Origin of the sequence: Lactobacillus sp. HMSC08B12, from assembly GCF_001808415.1 — a bacterium.
Lineage (GTDB): Bacteria > Bacillota > Bacilli > Lactobacillales > Lactobacillaceae > Lactobacillus > Lactobacillus delbrueckii.
Genome location: NZ_KV793196.1, coordinates 14,677 through 31,634, shown reverse-complemented (window position 1 = coordinate 31,634; position 16,958 = coordinate 14,677). Strand labels below are relative to the sequence as shown.

Here is a 16,958-nt window from a genome sequence, read left to right as displayed (position 1 = left end):
AAAGAGGAGCGGGCTTCTGGTCCGCTCCTCTTCAAGGATTATTCGTTGGCTTCACCGTGAGGGTCAGCGTCAATCGTTATCTTGCCGGCAGCAATTTCTTCCAATGCCTGGCCGACCGGCTTCAAGTTGTGGTAGGTGTCCAAAGCGCCCGGCTTGCCGGCTTCCAGTTCACCAGCCCGCTTGGCAGCCAAAACTGACAGTGAGTATCTTGAATCAACTTCATCTAGCAGCTTGTCAATTGATGGATAGGTAATTCTCATCTTAGTCCTCCTTAACCATTTTCCGATAATCGTCGATCACGCGCTTGACGCTGACGTGTTCAGCGTCAACGATTGCTTTAATGTGGTTGACGGCGTTGGCGACAGTGTCGTTGACTACCGCGTAATCATAGTCCTGCATCACCAGAATTTCCTTGCGCGCTTGGGTAATTCTGCCCCGGATCACGTCTTCGGATTCCGTGCCCCGGTGTTCCAGCCGGTCTCTTAAAGTGTGCAGGTCAGGCGGCGTCAAGAAAATAAAGACGCCATCTGGCATTTGTTGGCGAACCGTTCTGGCCCCGTTGACATCGATTTCCAGCAAGACGTCCTTGCCGGCAGCCAGCATTTCCTTGACCGGGCCCAAAGGGGTCCCATAAAGGTTGCCGACGTATTCGTTGTATTCCAGCAGCTGATTGTCAGCAATCGCCTGCTTGAATTCTTCCCTGGTCACGAAGTAGTAGTCTTTCCCGTTCACTTCGCCTTCACGGGGCTTGCGGGTAGTCATTGAGACTGAGTATTCGAAGGGGAAGACCTTGTGTTCAACAATTGCGCTTTTGACGGTTCCCTTGCCCACCCCGGACGGGCCGGACAAAACCAACAGTAATCCTTTATCTGCCATGATAGCTCCTTTTTTGACTAGTAATTCTATTTTGGACCATAAGCGCCTTCTGATCAAGTCTTAAGGCCGAAAAAAGCTTTTTTAAAAAAGGGGCTTGCTTTTTCGAATGTTCGTTCGTATAATATGCTTACAAACAGGCGTTCGAAAATGATTTACTTAAAGGAGTATTCACCATGTCCAAATTTCAAAACTTTGCCAGCCGAGCCGCTCAGCCCCTTAAGAAGGCCTTTCGCTATCTCTTTGCTTATGACGAAGACCGGCTCACCCTCCGCGGCGACAGCCTGGCAGTTAACTTAGCTAAATTGCAGCTGGCCTTCTTGAAGAGGCAGTATCTCCTGGTCACCTTAAATGACGGCAGCTGGCGGGTTGGCAAGATCACCAAGCGGATTTCACCCAGCCGCTTCGTTTTCCGCGATGCCGACAACAAGATTTTTTACTTGCTTGACATTAATGACATTTTAACAGTTGAGCTGCCTTAAAGCAAAAAAGAGCCTGGCTTTTCCAGACTCTTTTTGCAGTTATGTTCTCTTACGCTTTTCGTTATTTCACGCTGGCGTACTTGAACTGCCAGCCGCCGAGGTTGTCGTTGTAGACATTATTGATTTCCGGTCTGATCAAGTAAGCAGTTGAGATAGTACTTATTCTTGACCATCTTCCAAGACAGGTTGGACCCCGTCCAGCCCTTTTGCATATACGGCCAGTTATAAAGCATGTACTTTGAAGCCGTCCCGTAGTTGGACCCGTACTTCTTGACCGCCTTTTCTGCCTGCGGGAAGAAGAGGGCGAAAGCCATCAAGTTCTTGAAGTAAGGAATCCGCCGGTCCAAAGTCACGACCAGCTTGTAGTCGCCTTCTGCTTTCACGCCCAGGCTGGATAAAGGCTTCTTGCCGGCAGTAATAGCCGTGGCATTCTTGATGCCGTCAAACAAGTAGGCATATTCTGAAGCCGTCTTAGGGTTGACCGTTCTTCACCAGGAATAGACAAAGTCCTTGGCCGTGACCGGACTGCCATCACTCCACTTGGACTTGCGCAAAGTAAAGGTATAGGTCTTGCCGTCCTTGGAAACCGTGCTGCTGGTGGCCAGGGCCGGCATCAACTTGCCATTTTTCCCGGTCCGGTACAAGGCTTCCATTGTGTTCCGCAATTGGTCAAAGCTGACAGTATCACTGGCCTTGGATATGTCAATGGTCGAAATTTCAGCTGAAGTCGACCAGAAAAATTCCTGCTTCTTGCTGGCCTGGCTATTGGATTTGCCGCAAGCCGTCAGCATAATCATTGACAAGGCCGCCAGAGCCAGCGGCGCTTTATTCTTAATCGGTCTCATTTTTTCGCCCTCTCTTTCTTGCAGATTTTTACACTGGTCCAGAAATACATTATATTTTCTGGGAGTATGTTTAAACTTAAATTAAAACAGCAATTATCCATTGTCGACGCTTTTCACCTGCAATTAAAGCAGAAATTGCGTATTCTTCCCATGCGCATGCAAAAAACTCTCCTGCCTTCTGGCAAGAGAGTTATTTTTTGATAATTATTTTCTAATCTTGTTTCTGCTGACTGGCAATCAGGTCGGCCGCGTTTTGCTCAGCAGCTTCGCTGACATTAGCTCCGGCCATCATCTGGGCGATCATCTTGATGCTGCTGTCTTCATCAAGTTCCTTGACCTGGGTAAAGGTCTCACCGGCTGCAACCTGCTTGGCGATGGCAAAGCGGTGGTCGGCGCTGGCCGCTACCTGCGGGGAGTGGGTGATGGCGATAACCTGCTTTTGGCCGGCAATCGCGTGCATCTTCTTGCCGATGGCCGCTGCCACCCGGCCGGAAACCCCGGTGTCAATTTCATCAAAGACCATGGTGCCAACCGGCTCAACCCGGGAGAAGATAGCCTTTAGGGCCAGGATCAGCCGGGACTGTTCCCCGCCGGAAACGATCTTGACCAGCGGCATCAGCTCTTCGCCTGGGTTTGGTGCGATGTAGAAGGCCAGGTCATCAGTCCCCTTGACCGTGAAATTATCAGTCTTGGCGAAGCGGATGGAGAAACGGGCTTTGTCCATGTACAGGTCAGCCAGTTCACGCTTGATCGCTTCTTCCAGCTTCAAGGCGGTAGATTCTCTGGCCTGGTGGAGGTCAGCCGCCATGACTGACATTTTTTCTTCAACAGCAGCTATCTGCTTGACCAGTTCTTCTTCGTCAAGGCCACCAGTTTCAAACTGGCTGAGCTCCTTGGAGACTTTTGCATAGAAGTCAAAAACGTCTGCCAGGCTTGGTCCATACTTCTTCTTCAAGTTATTCAAGAGGTCCAGGCGGTTTTGCACGTACTGGTAGCGTTCTTCATCAAATTCCAAGCTGTCCATGATGTCGCCCAGTTCTGAGCGGGCATCGCTCAGCGAATATACCCCGTCAGTAATGGACTGGGCCACATTCTTGAAGTCCTTGTCCAGGTCGGCCAAATCTTCTGCCGCTCCTTGGGCATCCCCCAGCAGGCTGGTTAAGCCATGCTCGTCATCGTCAAAAAGCTGGATCATGAAGTTGGCGGATTCAGCAATCTTCTGGTAATTGTTCAGCTTGTTGAACTCGTCTTCCAAGTTCTGGTCTTCCTGCTCATCCGTCAAATCCGCTTGAGTCAACTCTTCGACCTGGAACTGGAGGATGTCCTGGCGCTGGGCCAGTTCCCGGCTGTCCCGGCGCAGGTGCTCCAGGCGCTGGTTAAGGCTTTGCCAGGTCCGGTATTCAGCCTGGTACTTGCCTAAAAGGGGCTTGAAGTCCTTGCCTGCGTATTCATCGACCAGGTCAATCTGCCGGCTTTGGTCCATCAGCATCTGCTGGTCGTTTTGGCCATGGATGTCGACCAGGTACTCACCAATTTTTGCCAAAGCGGTGATGGTGGTCAGTTGCCCGTTGATCCGGATGACGTTCCGGCCCTTGCTGGAAATCTCCCGGCTGATGATCAGGTCATCACCGTCCATCGGCAGGCCGTAGTCAGCCGCGATTTGTTCAACTTCCCGCATTTCCTCATCTTGCAGGGTAAAAAGGCCCGTCACCACTGCCTTGCTCTGGCCAGACCGGACCATTTCTTTTTGGGCCCGGTGGCCCAGCAAAAGTGACAAAGCATCGATCAAGATGGACTTGCCGGCCCCGGTTTCCCCGATCAGGACTGTCATTTGCGGCTGAAACTTGATTTTCAGACTCTTAATGATAGCGAAATTCTGGATATCCAATTCGACAAGCATAAGCGTCCCACAGCATCCTTTCTACAGACCCTGGGCAGCCCGGTCAACCAGCTCGCTGACTGAGCCGGACCAGAGATTCTGCCCTGGATTTGCCTGGTCCTTCTTCAAGTGAAGCAAAAATTCAATATTCCCCTTGCCGCCCTTGATTGGTGAATAGTCAACGCCCAAAATGGAAAAGCCAATTTCCAGGGCCTTGGCCATAGTGTGCTCGATCACTGCCTGGTGAACCGCGTGGTCCCGGACGATCCCGTGCTTGCCGACATTTTCCGGACCGGCCTCAAACTGAGGCTTGATCAAGCAGACGGCATCCCCCTGGTCTTTTAAGATTTCATACATCGGCGGCATGATCAAGTCCAGGGAGATAAACGACACGTCGGTCATGGCGAAGTCCGGCAGGCCTTCGGTAAAGTCGGCGGGAACCGAGTAGCGGAAGTTCTGCCGCTCCATCACCACCACCCGGGGGTCATCCCGCAGCTGCCAGGCCAGTTGGTTATAGCCCACGTCCAAGGCATAGACCAGCTTGGCCCCATTTTGCAGGGCCACGTCGGTAAAGCCACCAGTTGAAGCCCCGATATCCAGGCAGACCTTGTCTTTTAAGTCAATGTTCCAGACCTTGACCGCCTTTTCCAATTTGAAACCGCCCCGGGAAACATACTTGAGCTTATCCTTTTTAATGAAAAATTCCTCGTCAACGGGAAACTTCTCCCCGGCCTTATCGATCCGCTGGTGGTTGTGGTCAGTTACAAGACCCGCCATGATGGCTCTTTGGGCCTGAGTCCTGGAGTTAAAAATTCCCTTGGCGGCCAATAATACGTCCGCGCGTTCTTTACTTGCCATTACAGTACCTTCTGATACAAATCCAAAAAGCCCAGCAAAACTTCTGCCTTTTCCCCGGCCAGGTCAGCCTTGCCCTTTTCAATCAGCTGCTTGAGTTCATTTCTGGTTGCCTCTGCCCCCAGCATGGTCAAGCTGTTGTTCTTGCCCACTTCCTGGTCCTTATGGGTCGCCTTGCCCGCTTCTTCCTGGCTTTCAACGATGTCTACAAGGTCGTCATAGAGCTGGTAAGAGCGACCAAAGTGCTTGGCGAAGGCCAGGTACTTTTGGGCCTGCTGGTCAGGGCAAGCAGCTAATGCCGTGGCCATCTGAACGCTGGCCAAAATCAAGCAGCCGGTCTTCAGCCATTCCATGTGGTCAATCACTTCTTCACTGCTGTCTTCATTGTTGGTGGTGTCGATGTCCAGATATTGGCCAGCCACCATCCCCTTTGGACCCACAGCTTCAGTAATGATCTCGACCAGCTTCCAGTTATGTTCAGCCTGGGCGATCCACTGGATACCTAAAGGCTGGAGAGCATCCCCGGCCAAAATAGCTTCAGCTTCGCCCCATTTCTTGTGGCTGGTCAATTCCCCCCGCCGGTAATCGTCATTGTCCATGGCCGGCAGGTCATCGTGGATCAAAGAATAGGTATGGATCAGTTCAATCCCGCAGGCGGCCTGGACTTCTTTTTCGGTGATCTCAACGCCCAAGGCGTCTAAAGTTGCCAAAAAGAGCAAAGGCCGCAGGCGCTTGCCCCCAGCCATAACTGAATAAGCCATGATTTCAGCAAAACGGGGGTCATCGCTTTCTTTTGCCAATTGTCCTTCTAAAAAATCATTGATGATTGGCGTGTACTTAGCTTGAAATTCTTTAAAAATTGTCATGGCTTTATTCCTTTGGTGCTGAAGCATCGGTTGGATCAAGTTCCTTCTCGCTGCCATCAGACTCGATCAACTTGGCCACGGTGTTTTCGGCCTTGGTCAATTCCTGCTTCAATTCCCGGCTCAGCTTGACTCCGGTCTGGAACTGGGCCAATGATTCTTCCAGTGACAACTGGCCATTTTCCAGCTGGCCAACGATTTCCTGCAGCTCCTTGAGCTGGCTTTCAAAATTGTTCTTCTCAGTCATTCTTTTCTTCCTTAATCTCTTCAATCCGGCCGATGGCCTGGCCATCCTTTAAGTGCAGGCGAACCTGGTCGCCTGGAGCCAATTGCTGAACTGACTTGACCACGTTGCCGCTCGCGTCAGTCGTGTAGCTGTAGCCCCGGGCCAGGGTCTTTAAAGGACTGTAGTCGTCCAGCTGCTGGACGGCCTGCCGGCAGGCAGCCTGCTTTTGTTCCAGAATCCGCTTGATCCCCATTTCCAGGCTCTTGGCCAGGTAGCTGTTTTCCTGCTTAAGCTGCTTGATTCTCCGGTCTGGGGCCTGGTGCTGGAGGCGCTGGGTCAAAAGGCTGAGCTTTTGCCCCTGGTCTTTGACAATTACTTCCATCATCCGGCTCAGCTGCTGGGACAATTGGTCGACCTGCTGCATCTTCTGCTCATAGAGGCGCTGGGGCTCTTTCATGATAAAAGAATTCTCCAGCTGGGCCAGGGCCTGGGCCCGGACCTGGATCACGGCCCGGATGTCGGTCAAAAGCCGGGTCTGCAGCTGGCCAATTTCAGCCAGGACCAGGGTCAGGGCCGGCGTCGCCATTTCAGCGGCTGCCGTTGGCGTAGCCGCCCGGCAGTCAGCTGCCAGGTCACAGAGGGTGGTATCTGTTTCGTGACCAACTGATGAAATCACCGGCATCTTCATGGCATAAACCTGGCGGACCACTTCTTCTTCGTTAAAAGGCCACAGGTCTTCTAAAGATCCGCCCCCCCGGCCGATAATGAGCACGTCATATTCATCTGCCCGGGCTTGGATCTGCTGCATAGCAGAAACCAAGCTGCCAGCTGCGCTTTCCCCTTGCACCTGGGCTGGGAAAAGGTCAATTTCAGCGTGCGGGAAGCGGCGGTTAGCCGTTACCATGATGTCGTGGATGACCGCCCCGGAGGCTGAAGTCACAACAGCGATCTTATCTGGAAAAAGGGGCAGAGGGCGCTTATGCTCTTGGGCAAAGAGGCCTTCTTTAGCCAGCTTCTCCTGCAGCTGCCTAAAGCGTTCATACAAGGCACCAAGGCCGGCCGGTTCCATGCTTTTGGCATAAAACTGGTAGCTGCCCTGGGCTTCATAAGTTGACAAGCGGCCGGTCACGTAGACCTTCATCCCTTCTTCCGGCTCGAACTTAACCTTGTCAAAGTCTCCGCGGAACATCACCACATTGATTTTAGACTTGTCGTCTTTTAAAGAAAAGTACTGGTGACCACCTCTCCGGAAGCGGAAATTCGACAATTCCCCTTGGAGAAAAATTTGCCGCAGGTAGGGATCCCGGTCAAATTTCTGCTTAACATACCAATTTAATTCACTGACAGTCAAGTACTTTTCGTCCGTCCCATTAGTCGAGTCCATGCTGTCTCCTCGTCAATTTGATGACTTCTTCCATTAAAAACTCTACCGTCAAAGGGCCAACCCCGCCAGGCACAGGCGTGATCCAGCTGGCCTTTTCTTTAACGGGGGCAAAATCAACGTCACCGACCAGGTAGCCGTCCACCCGGTTGATGCCTACATCAATCACGACCGCCCCTTTTTTAACCATGTCCGCCTTGATCATTTCCGCCTTGCCGACCGCGCAGACCAGGATGTCGGCCTGCTTGGTCAAGTCAGCCAAGTTCCGGCTGCGGGAGTGCAGGATTGAGACAGAAGCGTTTCTTTCCAGCATCAAGGCAGCCAGGGGCTTGCCGACAATGTTTGACCGGCCGACAATCACGGCGTTCTTGCCAGTCAAGTCAATTTGGTAGTGGTCCAAAAGGGCAATGATGCCGGCAGCCGTAGCTGGTTCGACAAAGTGCTTGCCCTGCCAGAGGCGGCCGATATTGGCCGGAGTCAGGCAGTCAACGTCCTTCTCCGGATCGATCCTTTCAATGACCCGGTCAGCATTAATCTGCGGGGGAACCGGTAACTGGACCATCAGGCTGGAAACTTCCGGGTCCGCGTTCAAGCTGTCGATCAACTTTAAGACATCCTCTTCGCTTTCATCAGCCGGCAATTGATAAACTACCTGCTTGATGCCCAGCTTCTCAGCCTTCCGCTTCTTGGAGGCGACATAGACCTTGCTGGCCGGATCATCGCCAATATTGATGACGCAGAGCTTGGGACTGACCCCATGCTCTTTTAAGGAAGCCACTTCACTGCCTAACTTTTCCCCTAATTCCCGGGCCAGCTTCTTCCCGTCTAAAATTTCTCCCAAAACTGCCTCCTTAAGAAAAAAAGCCGGCGAAATGCCGGCTTAAAGATTATTCTTGCACAAAGTTTGCCAATATGCCATTGATGAAGGCCTTTGACTTCGGATCATCAAACTCGTCACACAAGTTCAAAGCCTCGTTGATGGCTGACCGGTCTTCAATAACCGGGCTGTACAGCATTTCATACAGGGCTACTTCCAAAATCGCCAAGCTGGTCTTGCTCAGCCGCTCCAAGCGCCAGCCTTGCTTCAAGTTGGCGGAAAGCTTGTCACGCAGTTCAGCCTGCTTGTCGATCACGCCGCTGACCAGTTCCTGGCTGTAGGCCGGCAAAGTATCCAAGTCCAAAGCGGACTTGACATTGTTTTCCAATTCACTGGCCGTCACGCTGGGATCCTGGTTGTACAGATAAATGGCTTGCAGTGCAATTCTTCGACTATCGTGTTGATTCATTACTTATCTTCTTCTTGATCGGGGAATAATGGTTGATCAGCATCTTCAAAGTTCTTTTCATCTTCAGGGAAGACGAGACCAACGACATGAACATCAATGGACTTCAAATTCATATCCGTCATCTGAGTCAGCTGCTGCTTCAGAGCTTCTTGAATCTTGCCCGCAACAGCTGGCACGTTGACGCCGTACTTGAGATATACGTAAACGTCAGCCGTCAGTTCGCCGTCTTCATCAACTGAGACGGCAACTCCCTTGCCCCGATCCTCGCGGCCAAAGACACGGCTCAAGCCTGACTTCAAGCCACCGCGCATCCCGGCAACACCGTCGACCTTCTGAGCTGAAATGCCCAGAATGACTTCGAGTACCTGCAGGTCGATCTTGATTTGATCGCCCTCATCATTGCCGCTTAAAACGATTGTTGAATTATCAGCCATTTTTCCACCTCGAAAATTACTACTTAGAACGTGATACGTATGAACCGTCACTAGTATTGATCGTCAGCACGTCACCAACATTGATAAAGAATGGCACAGTGACAACCAAACCGGTTTCCATCGTAGCTGGCTTACCACCACCTGATGAGGTATCGCCGCGGATGCCTGGTTCGGTTTCAACGACTTCCAGGTCAACCGTGTTTGGCAGGTCCAGACCCAAGGTTTCACCATTGTGGGAAATAATGTTCACAATCATGTTTTCCTTCAAGTACTTGGCTTCCTGGTCGATCTGAGCGTTCGGCACTTCCAATTGCTCGTAAGTTGCCGTGTCCATGAAGACATAGCTCGAACCGTCGTTGTAAAGGTATTGCATTTGCCGGGTTTGAATGTCAGCCGTTTCAACCTTGGCAGTTGAACGGAAAGTGTATTCTTGAACGGCGCCAGTCCGCAAGCTCTTCAGCTTTGAACGAACGAAGGCACTGCCCTTACCTGGCTTAACGTGCTGGAATTCAACGATACGCCACAGGTCGTTGCTGTATTCGATCGTGAGGCCGTTCTTGAATTCGTTAACAGAAATCATTGTCATCTGGTAAATCCCCCATTTCTACATCTTAAATTGTACCAATAAACACTAAATTTTACCATAAAAATAATCTTACAGGTGAATGAGTTCGTCCTTTGGCAAAGTGGACAAAACTTCCGGAGTGTCGCCATTAACCAGAATATCATCTTCGATCCGGACCCCGCCTTGCGGCAGGTAGATGCCTGGTTCAACCGTGTGCACGATCCCGTTTTCCAGGGTCGTCTGGCTGAACAAAAATTCCGGCTGACACATTTCATGGATTTCCAGGCCGATCCCGTGGCCAATCCCATGGCCGAAGTATTGCCCGTAGCCGGCGTCATTGATGTAGCCCCGGGCTGCCTGGTCAACGTCCTTGCCAGTTGCCCCGGCAACAGCGGCGGCAATCCCCCGCTTTTGTGCTTCCAGAACGATCTTGTAGATCTTTTCCAGTTCGTCTTCCACGCTGCCCAAAGCGTAGGTTCTGGTAATGTCGGCGGTGTAGCCGTTATATGAAGCGGCCGCGTCAATTACGACCAGTTCGTGCTCTTGCATCAAGCGGTCGCTGGCCACCCCGTGGGCCCAGGAAGAACGGGGACCAGAAGCGATAATTGAGTCATAGCCCGGGCCGTCGCCGCCGTAGAGCTTGAAGAGGTAGTCGAGCTTGGCGCCCACGTCTCTTTCCTTGGCACCTGGCTTAAGCATTGGCAGAACTTCTTCAAAGGCTCTTTCTGAGATTTCAACAGCCTTTTTAAGAGTGGCCAGTTCCAGGTCATCCTTGACATTGCGGACCCGTTCAACGATTTCAGCAGCCATCACCAGGTCAACATCTGGCAGCTGGGATTTGATCGCGTCATATTCATAAGCAGAAACAAATTCTGCTTCGACTAAGAGTTTCTTGACCCCCAGCTTCTTGACTTCTGCCGCGATTTCGGCCGCTTCGTGGCCATGCTTCATGACTACCTTCAGTTTACCCACTGCCTGGGCTTCAATTTGCGGGGCAAAGCGGGAGTCTGACAGAAGCACCCGGTCGCCGTTTTTGGTAATGATCAGCTGGGCTTCTTCACCGGTAAAATTAGTCAGATAGCGGTAGTTTGCCCGGTTGAAAACCAAGAGGGCATCCGCGTCCTTGTCCTTGATCAAGTCAGCAGTTTCCTTGATCCGTCTGGTCAACAGACTTAACAATTCATTGTTCTTGCTCATAAGCACCATCCTTTTCTGCAGCTTTTAAGCTTTTATTCATGATGCTTTTATTATACAAAAGATCAAGGGCTTAAACATGCTTTCCCCGGAAAAAGGGCAAGAAAAAAGCAGGCAGCTGGGCTGTCTGCTCCTTTGCCGGCTTGATTATTCAGCGTCTTCTACTGGCAAAACAGAAACTTGCTTCTTGTACTTGCCAAGACGTTCGAACTTAACAACACCGTTAGTCAGTGCGAACAAAGTGTCGTCGCCACCGCGGCCAACGTTCTTGCCTGGGTGGATCTTAGTACCACGTTGACGGTAGATGATTGAGCCAGCGTGTACTTCTTGACCGTCGGCACGCTTTGCGCCCAAACGACGACCAGCTGAGTTACGACCGTTGGTAGTTGAACCACCACCCTTGTGGTGGGCGAGTAACTTTGCGTTTGAAAGAATGTTCATCATCATAGTGTTCACCTCTTACTAAGCTTCGATGCTCTTAACAGTAACCTTGGTGTAAGGTTGACGGTGACCGTACTTAGAATGTGAGTGCTTCTTTGGCTTGTACTTGAAAGTTACAACCTTCTTTTCCTTGCCTTGCTTGTCAACACTAGCAACTACCTTAGCACCTTCAACTAATGGAGTACCAACCTTAACGTCGTCACCATTAGCTACCAGGATAACTTGGTCAAAAACAACTTCTTCGCCAGCTTGTACGTCAAGCTTTTCAACGAAGATACTTTCGCCTTCGGCAACCTTGTATTGCTTGCCACCGGTCTTAATAACTGCGTACATTAGTACACCTCCGTATAAAATTACTTAGACTCGCCATCAAAGGTGCTGCCCAAAGCAGGCTTGTCAACCTTATCTGCGCGGTTGCAGAATCGAGGTATCACTCAAATTGCAACTCTGTTAGTATAGCACGCTTTGCCCGCCTTGCTCAAGTCTTTTGCCAGGCAAATTCCTGTTTTTGCCACATTTTTTGCGTTAAACTCAAAAGAGATAATTTAGTAAGGAAGAAATCGAGGGAAAAACATGCCAAAATTCTATGGATACAAGCGCTGCTCCACTTCCCGGAAGGCCCAGAAGTGGTTTGACGACAAAGGCATCAGCTATGACTTCCAGGACCTGGTGGAGACTCCGCCGGAAAAAGACCTGCTCTTGTCCTGGCTGACCAAGTACCAGGACCGCGGCCTGCGCTACTTTTTCAACACCAGCGGCCAGCACTACCGGCAAATGGGCCTGAAAGACAAGTTGCCAAATATGACTATAGAGGAAGCCGCTGATCTCTTGTCTAAAGATGGCAAGCTGATCAAGCGCCCCCTGGTCGTTGATGACCAGCACTTAACCTGCGGCTTTAAAGAAGAGGTCTACGAGCAGACCTGGAAATAAGCAAAAACAAGTTCCGGCTTCTGGAACTTGTTTTTTTGCTTTTATTCCCCCAAGGCCTGGGCCAGGTCGGCAATCAAGTCGTCCGCGTTTTCCAGGCCCACTGAGAGCCGCAAAAGCCGCGGCGTAATTCCCAGCCTGAGACGCTGGTCTTCTGCAACATCGTCATGGGTCTGGTAGTAAGGAATGGTCAAGAGGCTTTCTGGCCCGCCCAAGCTTTCCGCGAAAGTAATCAGCTTGACGCTCTTGAGAACCCGGTCGACTTCTTCGTCGCTGTCCAAATAAAAGGAGATCATCCCCGCCTTGCCCGGGTAGAGGACTTTTTCCACGTGCGGCGCCTGCTCCAGGAAAGAAACGATCTTTTTCGCGCTGGCCGTGTGCTGCTGCATTCTTAAAGGAAGAGTCTTCAAGCTTCTGTTCAAAAGCCAGCTGTCAAAGGCGAACATAGTGTCGCCAACCGTAATGGTGTACTGGAAGTAAAAATCGGCCAAAACCGGATCCTTGACCACCACGACCCCGCCTAAAATGTCGTTGTGCCCGCCCAGGTACTTGGTGGCTGAGTGAATGACCACGTCTGCCCCTTGGGTCAGCGACTTTTAAGTATTGTCAACGGCCACCAGGATATCAGGATTATAGTCATGAATAGCATCAGCCACGGCCTGGATGTCTACGCTCTTCATCATCGGGTTGGACGGGGTTTCCAGCCAAACAAGCTTGGTCTTTGGCGTCAAAAGCCCCAGCAAATTTTCCAAATTAACTGTTTTCTTAATCTAAAACTAATTATACCCGAAGGATCAGCCTTTTCCTAGCAGATAGGAAATGAAGAAAAAAATAACCTTCGAAAGCAGTTTCCCGCTTTCGAAGGTTATTCTTTTTAACCACCAAGGTAGGCCTTTTGCACGGCCGGGTCGTTGAGCAGGTCCTGCCCGCTGCCGGTCATCTTAACTTCGCCTGAGGCCAAAACGTAGCCCTGGTTGGCAATGCTGAGGGCCTGCCAGGCGTTTTGTTCAATCAAGAGGACAGTCATGCCTTCCTTGTTAATGCTTTTAATAATGTCAAAAATTTCCTGGATGTAGATTGGCGCCAAACCCATGGATGGTTCATCCAGCAAGAGCAGCTTCGGCCGCGCCATCAAGGCCCGGGCCATGGCCAGCATCTGCTGTTCCCCGCCGGAAAGAGTTGCGGCGTCTTGTTTTTGCCGTTCCTTCAAGATCGGGAAGCGTTTGAACATGGCTTCCATGTCCTTTTCCACCCCGTCCTTGTCCTTTCGGAGGTAAGCGCCCAGCTCCTTTTTCCAGCTTTAAAAGCGCTTGCCGGTTGCCCGGTAGCCGATATCACGCCGGTAGAATGTCTGCGGGATATCCAGCTTGGCCAGGTAGGCATAAACGTGTTCTTGGGCTTCTTTTAAGTCAGCTGCCTCAGCCCGGACCATCAAGATCCGGCCGCCGCTGCCGGCCAAATCAGCAGCCGGGCCGGTTACGTTGGCACAGTCAATGAAAATGCCATCTTCAGCTGGCAATTGGCCCAGTTTTTGCCCCTTAAGTGGCTTCTTCGGATAGCCTTCAGCGGCCAAAATGACGCCAAGGACTGCCTCATCCTTTTCTTCAACGGCTGGCATTTCCTCATCATTTACGCAGGCAGCAACCAGTTCCGCAAAGTCGCTCTTCAAGCGCGGCAAAACAACTTCCGTTTCCGGGTCACCCAGGCGAACATTGTATTCGATCATTTTCGGCCCCTGCTTAGTCATCATGAGGCCCAGGTACAAAACGCCGTGGTAGTCATAGCCGCCAGCCAGCAGACCCTTGGCCGTCGGTTCAACCAACTGGTCAACGATTTCCTGGTATTCAGCCTGGCTCAATTGCGGAACCGGGCTGTATGACCCCATCCCGCCGGTGTTCGGCCCCTTGTCGCCGTCATAGGCCCGCTTGTGGTCCTGAGCCAGAGGCAGGAGGCGGTAATTGCCCCCCTGCATAACGGCAAAGACGGAGTATTCCGGGCCAGTCAGAAATTCTTCAAGAACTACCTGCTTTTGCCCCTTGGCAAACATTTCGGTCAAAGTACTTTCCGCCGTTTCCTGGTCTTCAGCGATGATCACGCCTTTCCCGCCGGCCAGGCCGTCTTCTTTCAAAACGACTGGCAAGCCAAAGTCTGGCAAGGCACTAATGGCAGTTTCTGCACTCTGGAAGGTTTCATAACGCGGGTGCGGCACCTGGTACTTTTCCATGAACTGCAGAGCATAGTCTTTTGACCCTTCCAATTGGGCTGCTCTGGCATTAGGCCCGAAGATCTTCAAGTCAAAAGCATGGAAGTAGTCAACAATCCCGGCTACCAAGGCATCTTCCGGACCCACAAAGGTCCAGGCAATGTCTTCCTTAATAGCAAAGTCCTTCAAGGCCTTGAAGTCGTCTTCTGCAATACCGGTAGCTTTAACGCCGATCGCGGCCATGCCGGAGTTGCCCGGCGCGCAGAAGACTTCTGCAACGTGCGGGCTCTTCTTCAAAGCGCGGGCGACGGCGAATTCCCGGCCGCCAGAACCAACTACTAAAATTTTCAGCTTGTCTTTCATTTTTTTATCAGCCCTTTTAGTGTCTAAAGTGACGGACGCCAGTGAAGACCATGGCAATGCCGTACTTGTTGGCCATGTCGATGGATTCTTGGTCACGAACAGACCCGCCTGGCTGTACGATGGCCTTGATGCCGTGCTTACCGGCGTATTCAACGCAGTCGCTGAACGGGAAGAAGGCATCGCTGGCGATGACTGCCCGGTCGTCCAGGGCTTCTGCCGCGTGGTCGATGGCAATCTTTTCAGAGTCGATCCGGTTTGGCTGGCCGGCCCCAACACCCAGGGTGCGTTCATTGTTAGCGACAACGATCGCGTTGGACTTGGTGTGCTTGACTGCCTTCCAGGCAAAGAGGAGACTTTCCAGCTGCTCTTGCGTTGGCTTGGCTTCAGTTACGCATTCCCAGTCAGCGAAGTCTTCGTCCAGAACATCCTGGTCTTGCACCAGCAAACCGCCCATGACGGATACAGTTTCCTTGCTGGTTGCTTCGTCCTTCTTGCTGAAGTCCAGCTTAAGGATCCGGAGGTTCTTCTTCTTGGCCTTCAAGGCTGCCAAAGCATCATCATCGTAGTCTGGTGCGATGATGATTTCCAGGAAGATCTTGTGCATCTTTTCAGCAGTTGCCAGGTCAACCTTACGGTTCAAGGCAATTACCCCGCCAAAAATTGATACAGGGTCAGCAGCGTAAGCCCGGTCCCAGGCTTCTTCTAAAGTATTCCCCTGGCCGATCCCGCATGGGTTCATATGCTTCATGGCCACGGCAGTTGGCTTGCTGAATTCGCGGACGCATCTCAAGGCTTCGTCAGCATCCTTGATATTGTTGTAAGACAGCTGCTTGCCGTTTAATTGTTCAGCCTGCAAAACTGAGAAGGCCTTTGGCAGGGCATCTTCATAGAGCCAGGCCTTTTGGTGGCTGTTTTCCCCGTAGCGCATGGCTTCCTTTAAGTCGTAAGTTAAAGTCAGCTTTTCCGGAGCAGTTTCGCCGGCCTTTTCAGTCAGGTATTGGGAAATCAAGGCATCATATGAAGCAGTCAGGCGGAAGGCCTTAGCCGCTAAGCGGGCCCTGGTCTCCAGGCTGGTAGAGCCGTCTTTTTCAATTTCAGCCAAAACCTGGTCGTAGTCAGCCTGGTCAACCACGATCGTTACATCGCGGTAGTTCTTGGAAGCTGACCGCACCATGCTTGGGCCACCGATGTCAATGTTTTCGATAGCTTCAGCCAGGGTCACGTCAGGCTTTTCAATGGTCTGCTTGAATGGGTAGAGGTTAACGCAAACCAAGTCGATTGGCGTAATCTTGTGTTCCTTCAAAGTTGCCACGTGTTCCGGCAATTCCCGCCGGGCCAGGAGGCCGCCATGGATGTAGGGGTTCAAGGTCTTGACCCGGCCGTCAAGAATTTCCGGAAAGCCAGTCACATCTTCAACTGAAATAGTTGGGATGCCGGCTTCATCCAAAACGCGCTTGGTACCGCCAGTTGACACGATTTCGTAATCATTGGCCACCAGGCCCTTGACGAAAGGAACCAAGTTGGTCTTGTCTGAAACACTTACAAGTGCACACTTCATTTATTTGTTCTCCTCATCAAATTTCAGCAAAGCTGTTCTCAAGGCTTCCGGATACAGGTGGTGTTCACATTCGTGAATTCTTGCTTCCAGAGTATCAACCGTGTCGTCGTCATAGATCGGCACGTGCTTTTGGGCAATGGCCGGACCAGAGTCCAGGCCAGAGTCGATATAGTGAACCGTTACCCCGGTTTCAGCCGGGTGGTCGGCAAAGGCCCGTTCAATTGAGTGCAGGCCTGGGTAAGCCGGCAAATAAGCCGGGTGAAGGTTGACGATTCTGCCTTCATATTCGCTCAAAATCGTTGGCCCGATCACCCGCATGTAGCCAGCCAGGGCAATAAAGTCGATTTGGTAGTCCTTTAAGACTTGAAGGATCTTTTCTTCGTACTTTTGCTTGCCGCCGCAGGACTTGACCGTAAAAGTCACTACCGGTGTGTGGAATTTTTCTGCCCGCTTGATCACCGGAGCGTCCGGGTGGTCACAAAAGAGCAGGGCAAGGTCGCCGGGTAGGTCGCCCTTTTGAAAATGTTCGGCCAGAACTTCATAGTTAGTTCCGTTGCCGGATGCAAAAATTGCTACTTTCATT

The 16,958-nt window shown here is 51.6% G+C and carries 19 protein-coding genes, 3 pseudogenes and 1 other annotated feature; of the genes and pseudogenes, 2 read left to right on the top strand and 20 right to left on the bottom strand.

What is annotated here, in order from left to right; translation table 11 throughout:
* Positions 1-38 precede the first annotated feature (38 nt).
* The gene (rpoZ, locus tag HMPREF3168_RS08030) at positions 39-260 is read right to left on the bottom strand and encodes a DNA-directed RNA polymerase subunit omega (RefSeq protein WP_070489517.1); all 222 of its coding nucleotides are present in this window, start codon (positions 258-260) and stop codon (positions 39-41) included.
* A gap of 1 nt (position 261) precedes the next feature.
* On the bottom strand, positions 262-876 hold the full coding sequence (gmk, locus tag HMPREF3168_RS08025; RefSeq protein WP_070489515.1) for a guanylate kinase: 615 nt from the start codon (positions 874-876) through the stop codon (positions 262-264).
* 173 nt (positions 877-1,049) lie between these two features.
* On the opposite strand from gmk, the gene HMPREF3168_RS08020 reads away from it, so the two are divergent.
* Complete coding sequence (locus HMPREF3168_RS08020; RefSeq protein ID WP_070489513.1) at positions 1,050-1,355, top strand: hypothetical protein; 306 nt, start codon at positions 1,050-1,052, stop codon at positions 1,353-1,355.
* A gap of 152 nt (positions 1,356-1,507) precedes the next feature.
* Here HMPREF3168_RS08020 and HMPREF3168_RS10790 read toward each other — a convergent pair.
* The 13 genes and pseudogenes from HMPREF3168_RS10790 to rplU all read right to left on the bottom strand — a co-directional run.
* A pseudogene (locus HMPREF3168_RS10790) lies at positions 1,508-2,200 on the bottom strand (peptide ABC transporter substrate-binding protein); the annotation flags it as partial.
* Positions 2,201-2,411: 211 nt separating this feature from the next.
* On the bottom strand, positions 2,412-4,100 hold the full coding sequence (gene recN / locus HMPREF3168_RS08005) for a DNA repair protein RecN (RefSeq protein WP_070489505.1): 1,689 nt from the start codon (positions 4,098-4,100) through the stop codon (positions 2,412-2,414).
* A gap of 21 nt (positions 4,101-4,121) precedes the next feature.
* The gene (locus HMPREF3168_RS08000) at positions 4,122-4,937 is read right to left on the bottom strand and encodes a TlyA family RNA methyltransferase (protein ID WP_002879684.1); all 816 of its coding nucleotides are present in this window, start codon (positions 4,935-4,937) and stop codon (positions 4,122-4,124) included.
* Positions 4,937-5,800, bottom strand: coding sequence for a polyprenyl synthetase family protein (locus HMPREF3168_RS07995; RefSeq protein WP_070489503.1), 864 nt, complete (start codon positions 5,798-5,800; stop codon positions 4,937-4,939). Before HMPREF3168_RS07995 ends, HMPREF3168_RS08000 begins: the two co-directional genes overlap by 1 nt.
* 4 nt (positions 5,801-5,804) lie before the next feature.
* Positions 5,805-6,044, bottom strand: coding sequence for an exodeoxyribonuclease VII small subunit (locus HMPREF3168_RS07990; protein WP_002879682.1), 240 nt, complete (start codon positions 6,042-6,044; stop codon positions 5,805-5,807).
* The gene (gene xseA, locus HMPREF3168_RS07985; protein WP_070489501.1) at positions 6,037-7,407 is read right to left on the bottom strand and encodes an exodeoxyribonuclease VII large subunit; all 1,371 of its coding nucleotides are present in this window, start codon (positions 7,405-7,407) and stop codon (positions 6,037-6,039) included. The genes HMPREF3168_RS07990 and xseA overlap by 8 nt, the downstream gene beginning before the upstream one ends.
* Positions 7,394-8,245: a bifunctional methylenetetrahydrofolate dehydrogenase/methenyltetrahydrofolate cyclohydrolase gene (locus HMPREF3168_RS07980; protein ID WP_070489499.1), complete on the bottom strand. Its 852-nt coding sequence runs from the start codon at positions 8,243-8,245 to the stop codon at positions 7,394-7,396. Before HMPREF3168_RS07980 ends, xseA begins: the two co-directional genes overlap by 14 nt.
* 46 nt (positions 8,246-8,291) lie before the next feature.
* A complete protein-coding gene (gene nusB, locus HMPREF3168_RS07975; RefSeq protein WP_002879679.1) occupies positions 8,292-8,690 on the bottom strand; it encodes a transcription antitermination factor NusB in 399 nt (132 codons plus the stop codon).
* Positions 8,690-9,124 carry an Asp23/Gls24 family envelope stress response protein gene (locus HMPREF3168_RS07970; RefSeq protein WP_004560645.1) on the bottom strand — a complete coding sequence of 145 codons (435 nt, stop codon included), beginning with the start codon at positions 9,122-9,124 and terminating at the stop codon, positions 8,690-8,692. Before HMPREF3168_RS07970 ends, nusB begins: the two co-directional genes overlap by 1 nt.
* A 19-nt stretch (positions 9,125-9,143) precedes the next feature.
* Positions 9,144-9,710 (bottom strand): elongation factor P, encoded by a 567-nt coding sequence (gene efp, locus HMPREF3168_RS07965; RefSeq protein ID WP_050952606.1) that lies wholly within the window; start codon positions 9,708-9,710, stop codon positions 9,144-9,146.
* 69 nt (positions 9,711-9,779) lie between these two features.
* The gene (locus HMPREF3168_RS07960) at positions 9,780-10,886 is read right to left on the bottom strand and encodes a M24 family metallopeptidase (protein ID WP_070489497.1); all 1,107 of its coding nucleotides are present in this window, start codon (positions 10,884-10,886) and stop codon (positions 9,780-9,782) included.
* A gap of 144 nt (positions 10,887-11,030) precedes the next feature.
* Positions 11,031-11,330: a 50S ribosomal protein L27 gene (rpmA, locus tag HMPREF3168_RS07955; protein ID WP_002879309.1), complete on the bottom strand. Its 300-nt coding sequence runs from the start codon at positions 11,328-11,330 to the stop codon at positions 11,031-11,033.
* A 15-nt stretch (positions 11,331-11,345) separates the two neighbouring features.
* Complete coding sequence (rplU, locus tag HMPREF3168_RS07950; protein ID WP_003618434.1) at positions 11,346-11,657, bottom strand: 50S ribosomal protein L21; 312 nt, start codon at positions 11,655-11,657, stop codon at positions 11,346-11,348.
* A gap of 16 nt (positions 11,658-11,673) precedes the next feature.
* Positions 11,674-11,750, bottom strand: a sequence feature (ribosomal protein L21 leader region).
* Between the two features lie 147 nt (positions 11,751-11,897).
* Here rplU and HMPREF3168_RS07945 point away from each other — a divergent pair.
* Positions 11,898-12,254 (top strand): arsenate reductase family protein, encoded by a 357-nt coding sequence (locus HMPREF3168_RS07945; protein WP_013439856.1) that lies wholly within the window; start codon positions 11,898-11,900, stop codon positions 12,252-12,254.
* A gap of 41 nt (positions 12,255-12,295) precedes the next feature.
* On the opposite strand, the pseudogene HMPREF3168_RS07940 reads toward HMPREF3168_RS07945, so the two are convergent.
* The 5 genes and pseudogenes from HMPREF3168_RS07940 to purN all read right to left on the bottom strand — a co-directional run.
* Positions 12,296-13,003, bottom strand: a pseudogene (locus HMPREF3168_RS07940) (PLP-dependent aspartate aminotransferase family protein); the annotation flags it as partial.
* A 122-nt stretch (positions 13,004-13,125) separates the two neighbouring features.
* A pseudogene (locus HMPREF3168_RS07935) lies at positions 13,126-13,539 on the bottom strand (ABC transporter ATP-binding protein); the annotation flags it as partial.
* A 12-nt stretch (positions 13,540-13,551) separates the two neighbouring features.
* The gene (purD, locus tag HMPREF3168_RS07930; protein WP_070489495.1) at positions 13,552-14,817 is read right to left on the bottom strand and encodes a phosphoribosylamine--glycine ligase; all 1,266 of its coding nucleotides are present in this window, start codon (positions 14,815-14,817) and stop codon (positions 13,552-13,554) included.
* A gap of 16 nt (positions 14,818-14,833) precedes the next feature.
* Positions 14,834-16,375: a bifunctional phosphoribosylaminoimidazolecarboxamide formyltransferase/IMP cyclohydrolase gene (gene purH, locus HMPREF3168_RS07925; protein WP_070489492.1), complete on the bottom strand. Its 1,542-nt coding sequence runs from the start codon at positions 16,373-16,375 to the stop codon at positions 14,834-14,836.
* A complete protein-coding gene (gene purN, locus HMPREF3168_RS07920; protein ID WP_070489490.1) occupies positions 16,376-16,957 on the bottom strand; it encodes a phosphoribosylglycinamide formyltransferase in 582 nt (193 codons plus the stop codon).
* Position 16,958 lies beyond the last annotated feature (1 nt).

Bases quoted from the DNA above. Each gene is read 5' to 3' on its own strand.
- purD (WP_070489495.1), bottom strand. From the start codon at position 14,817: ATGAAAGACAAGCTGAAAATTTTAGTAGTTGGTTCTGGCGGCCGGGAA.
- recN (WP_070489505.1), bottom strand. From the start codon at position 4,100: ATGCTTGTCGAATTGGATATCCAGAATTTCGCTATCATTAAGAGTCTG.
- gmk (WP_070489515.1), bottom strand. From the start codon at position 876: ATGGCAGATAAAGGATTACTGTTGGTTTTGTCCGGCCCGTCCGGGGTG.
- purH (WP_070489492.1), bottom strand. From the start codon at position 16,375: ATGAAGTGTGCACTTGTAAGTGTTTCAGACAAGACCAACTTGGTTCCT.
- xseA (WP_070489501.1), bottom strand. From the start codon at position 7,407: ATGGACTCGACTAATGGGACGGACGAAAAGTACTTGACTGTCAGTGAA.
- HMPREF3168_RS07945 (WP_013439856.1), top strand. From the start codon at position 11,898: ATGCCAAAATTCTATGGATACAAGCGCTGCTCCACTTCCCGGAAGGCC.
- purN (WP_070489490.1), bottom strand. From the start codon at position 16,957: ATGAAAGTAGCAATTTTTGCATCCGGCAACGGAACTAACTATGAAGTT.
- HMPREF3168_RS07960 (WP_070489497.1), bottom strand. From the start codon at position 10,886: ATGAGCAAGAACAATGAATTGTTAAGTCTGTTGACCAGACGGATCAAG.
- nusB (WP_002879679.1), bottom strand. From the start codon at position 8,690: ATGAATCAACACGATAGTCGAAGAATTGCACTGCAAGCCATTTATCTG.
- HMPREF3168_RS08020 (WP_070489513.1), top strand. From the start codon at position 1,050: ATGTCCAAATTTCAAAACTTTGCCAGCCGAGCCGCTCAGCCCCTTAAG.
- rpmA (WP_002879309.1), bottom strand. From the start codon at position 11,330: ATGATGATGAACATTCTTTCAAACGCAAAGTTACTCGCCCACCACAAG.
- rpoZ (WP_070489517.1), bottom strand. From the start codon at position 260: ATGAGAATTACCTATCCATCAATTGACAAGCTGCTAGATGAAGTTGAT.
- HMPREF3168_RS07990 (WP_002879682.1), bottom strand. From the start codon at position 6,044: ATGACTGAGAAGAACAATTTTGAAAGCCAGCTCAAGGAGCTGCAGGAA.
- efp (WP_050952606.1), bottom strand. From the start codon at position 9,710: ATGACAATGATTTCTGTTAACGAATTCAAGAACGGCCTCACGATCGAA.
- HMPREF3168_RS08000 (WP_002879684.1), bottom strand. From the start codon at position 4,937: ATGGCAAGTAAAGAACGCGCGGACGTATTATTGGCCGCCAAGGGAATT.
- HMPREF3168_RS07970 (WP_004560645.1), bottom strand. From the start codon at position 9,124: ATGGCTGATAATTCAACAATCGTTTTAAGCGGCAATGATGAGGGCGAT.
- HMPREF3168_RS07995 (WP_070489503.1), bottom strand. From the start codon at position 5,800: ATGACAATTTTTAAAGAATTTCAAGCTAAGTACACGCCAATCATCAAT.
- rplU (WP_003618434.1), bottom strand. From the start codon at position 11,657: ATGTACGCAGTTATTAAGACCGGTGGCAAGCAATACAAGGTTGCCGAA.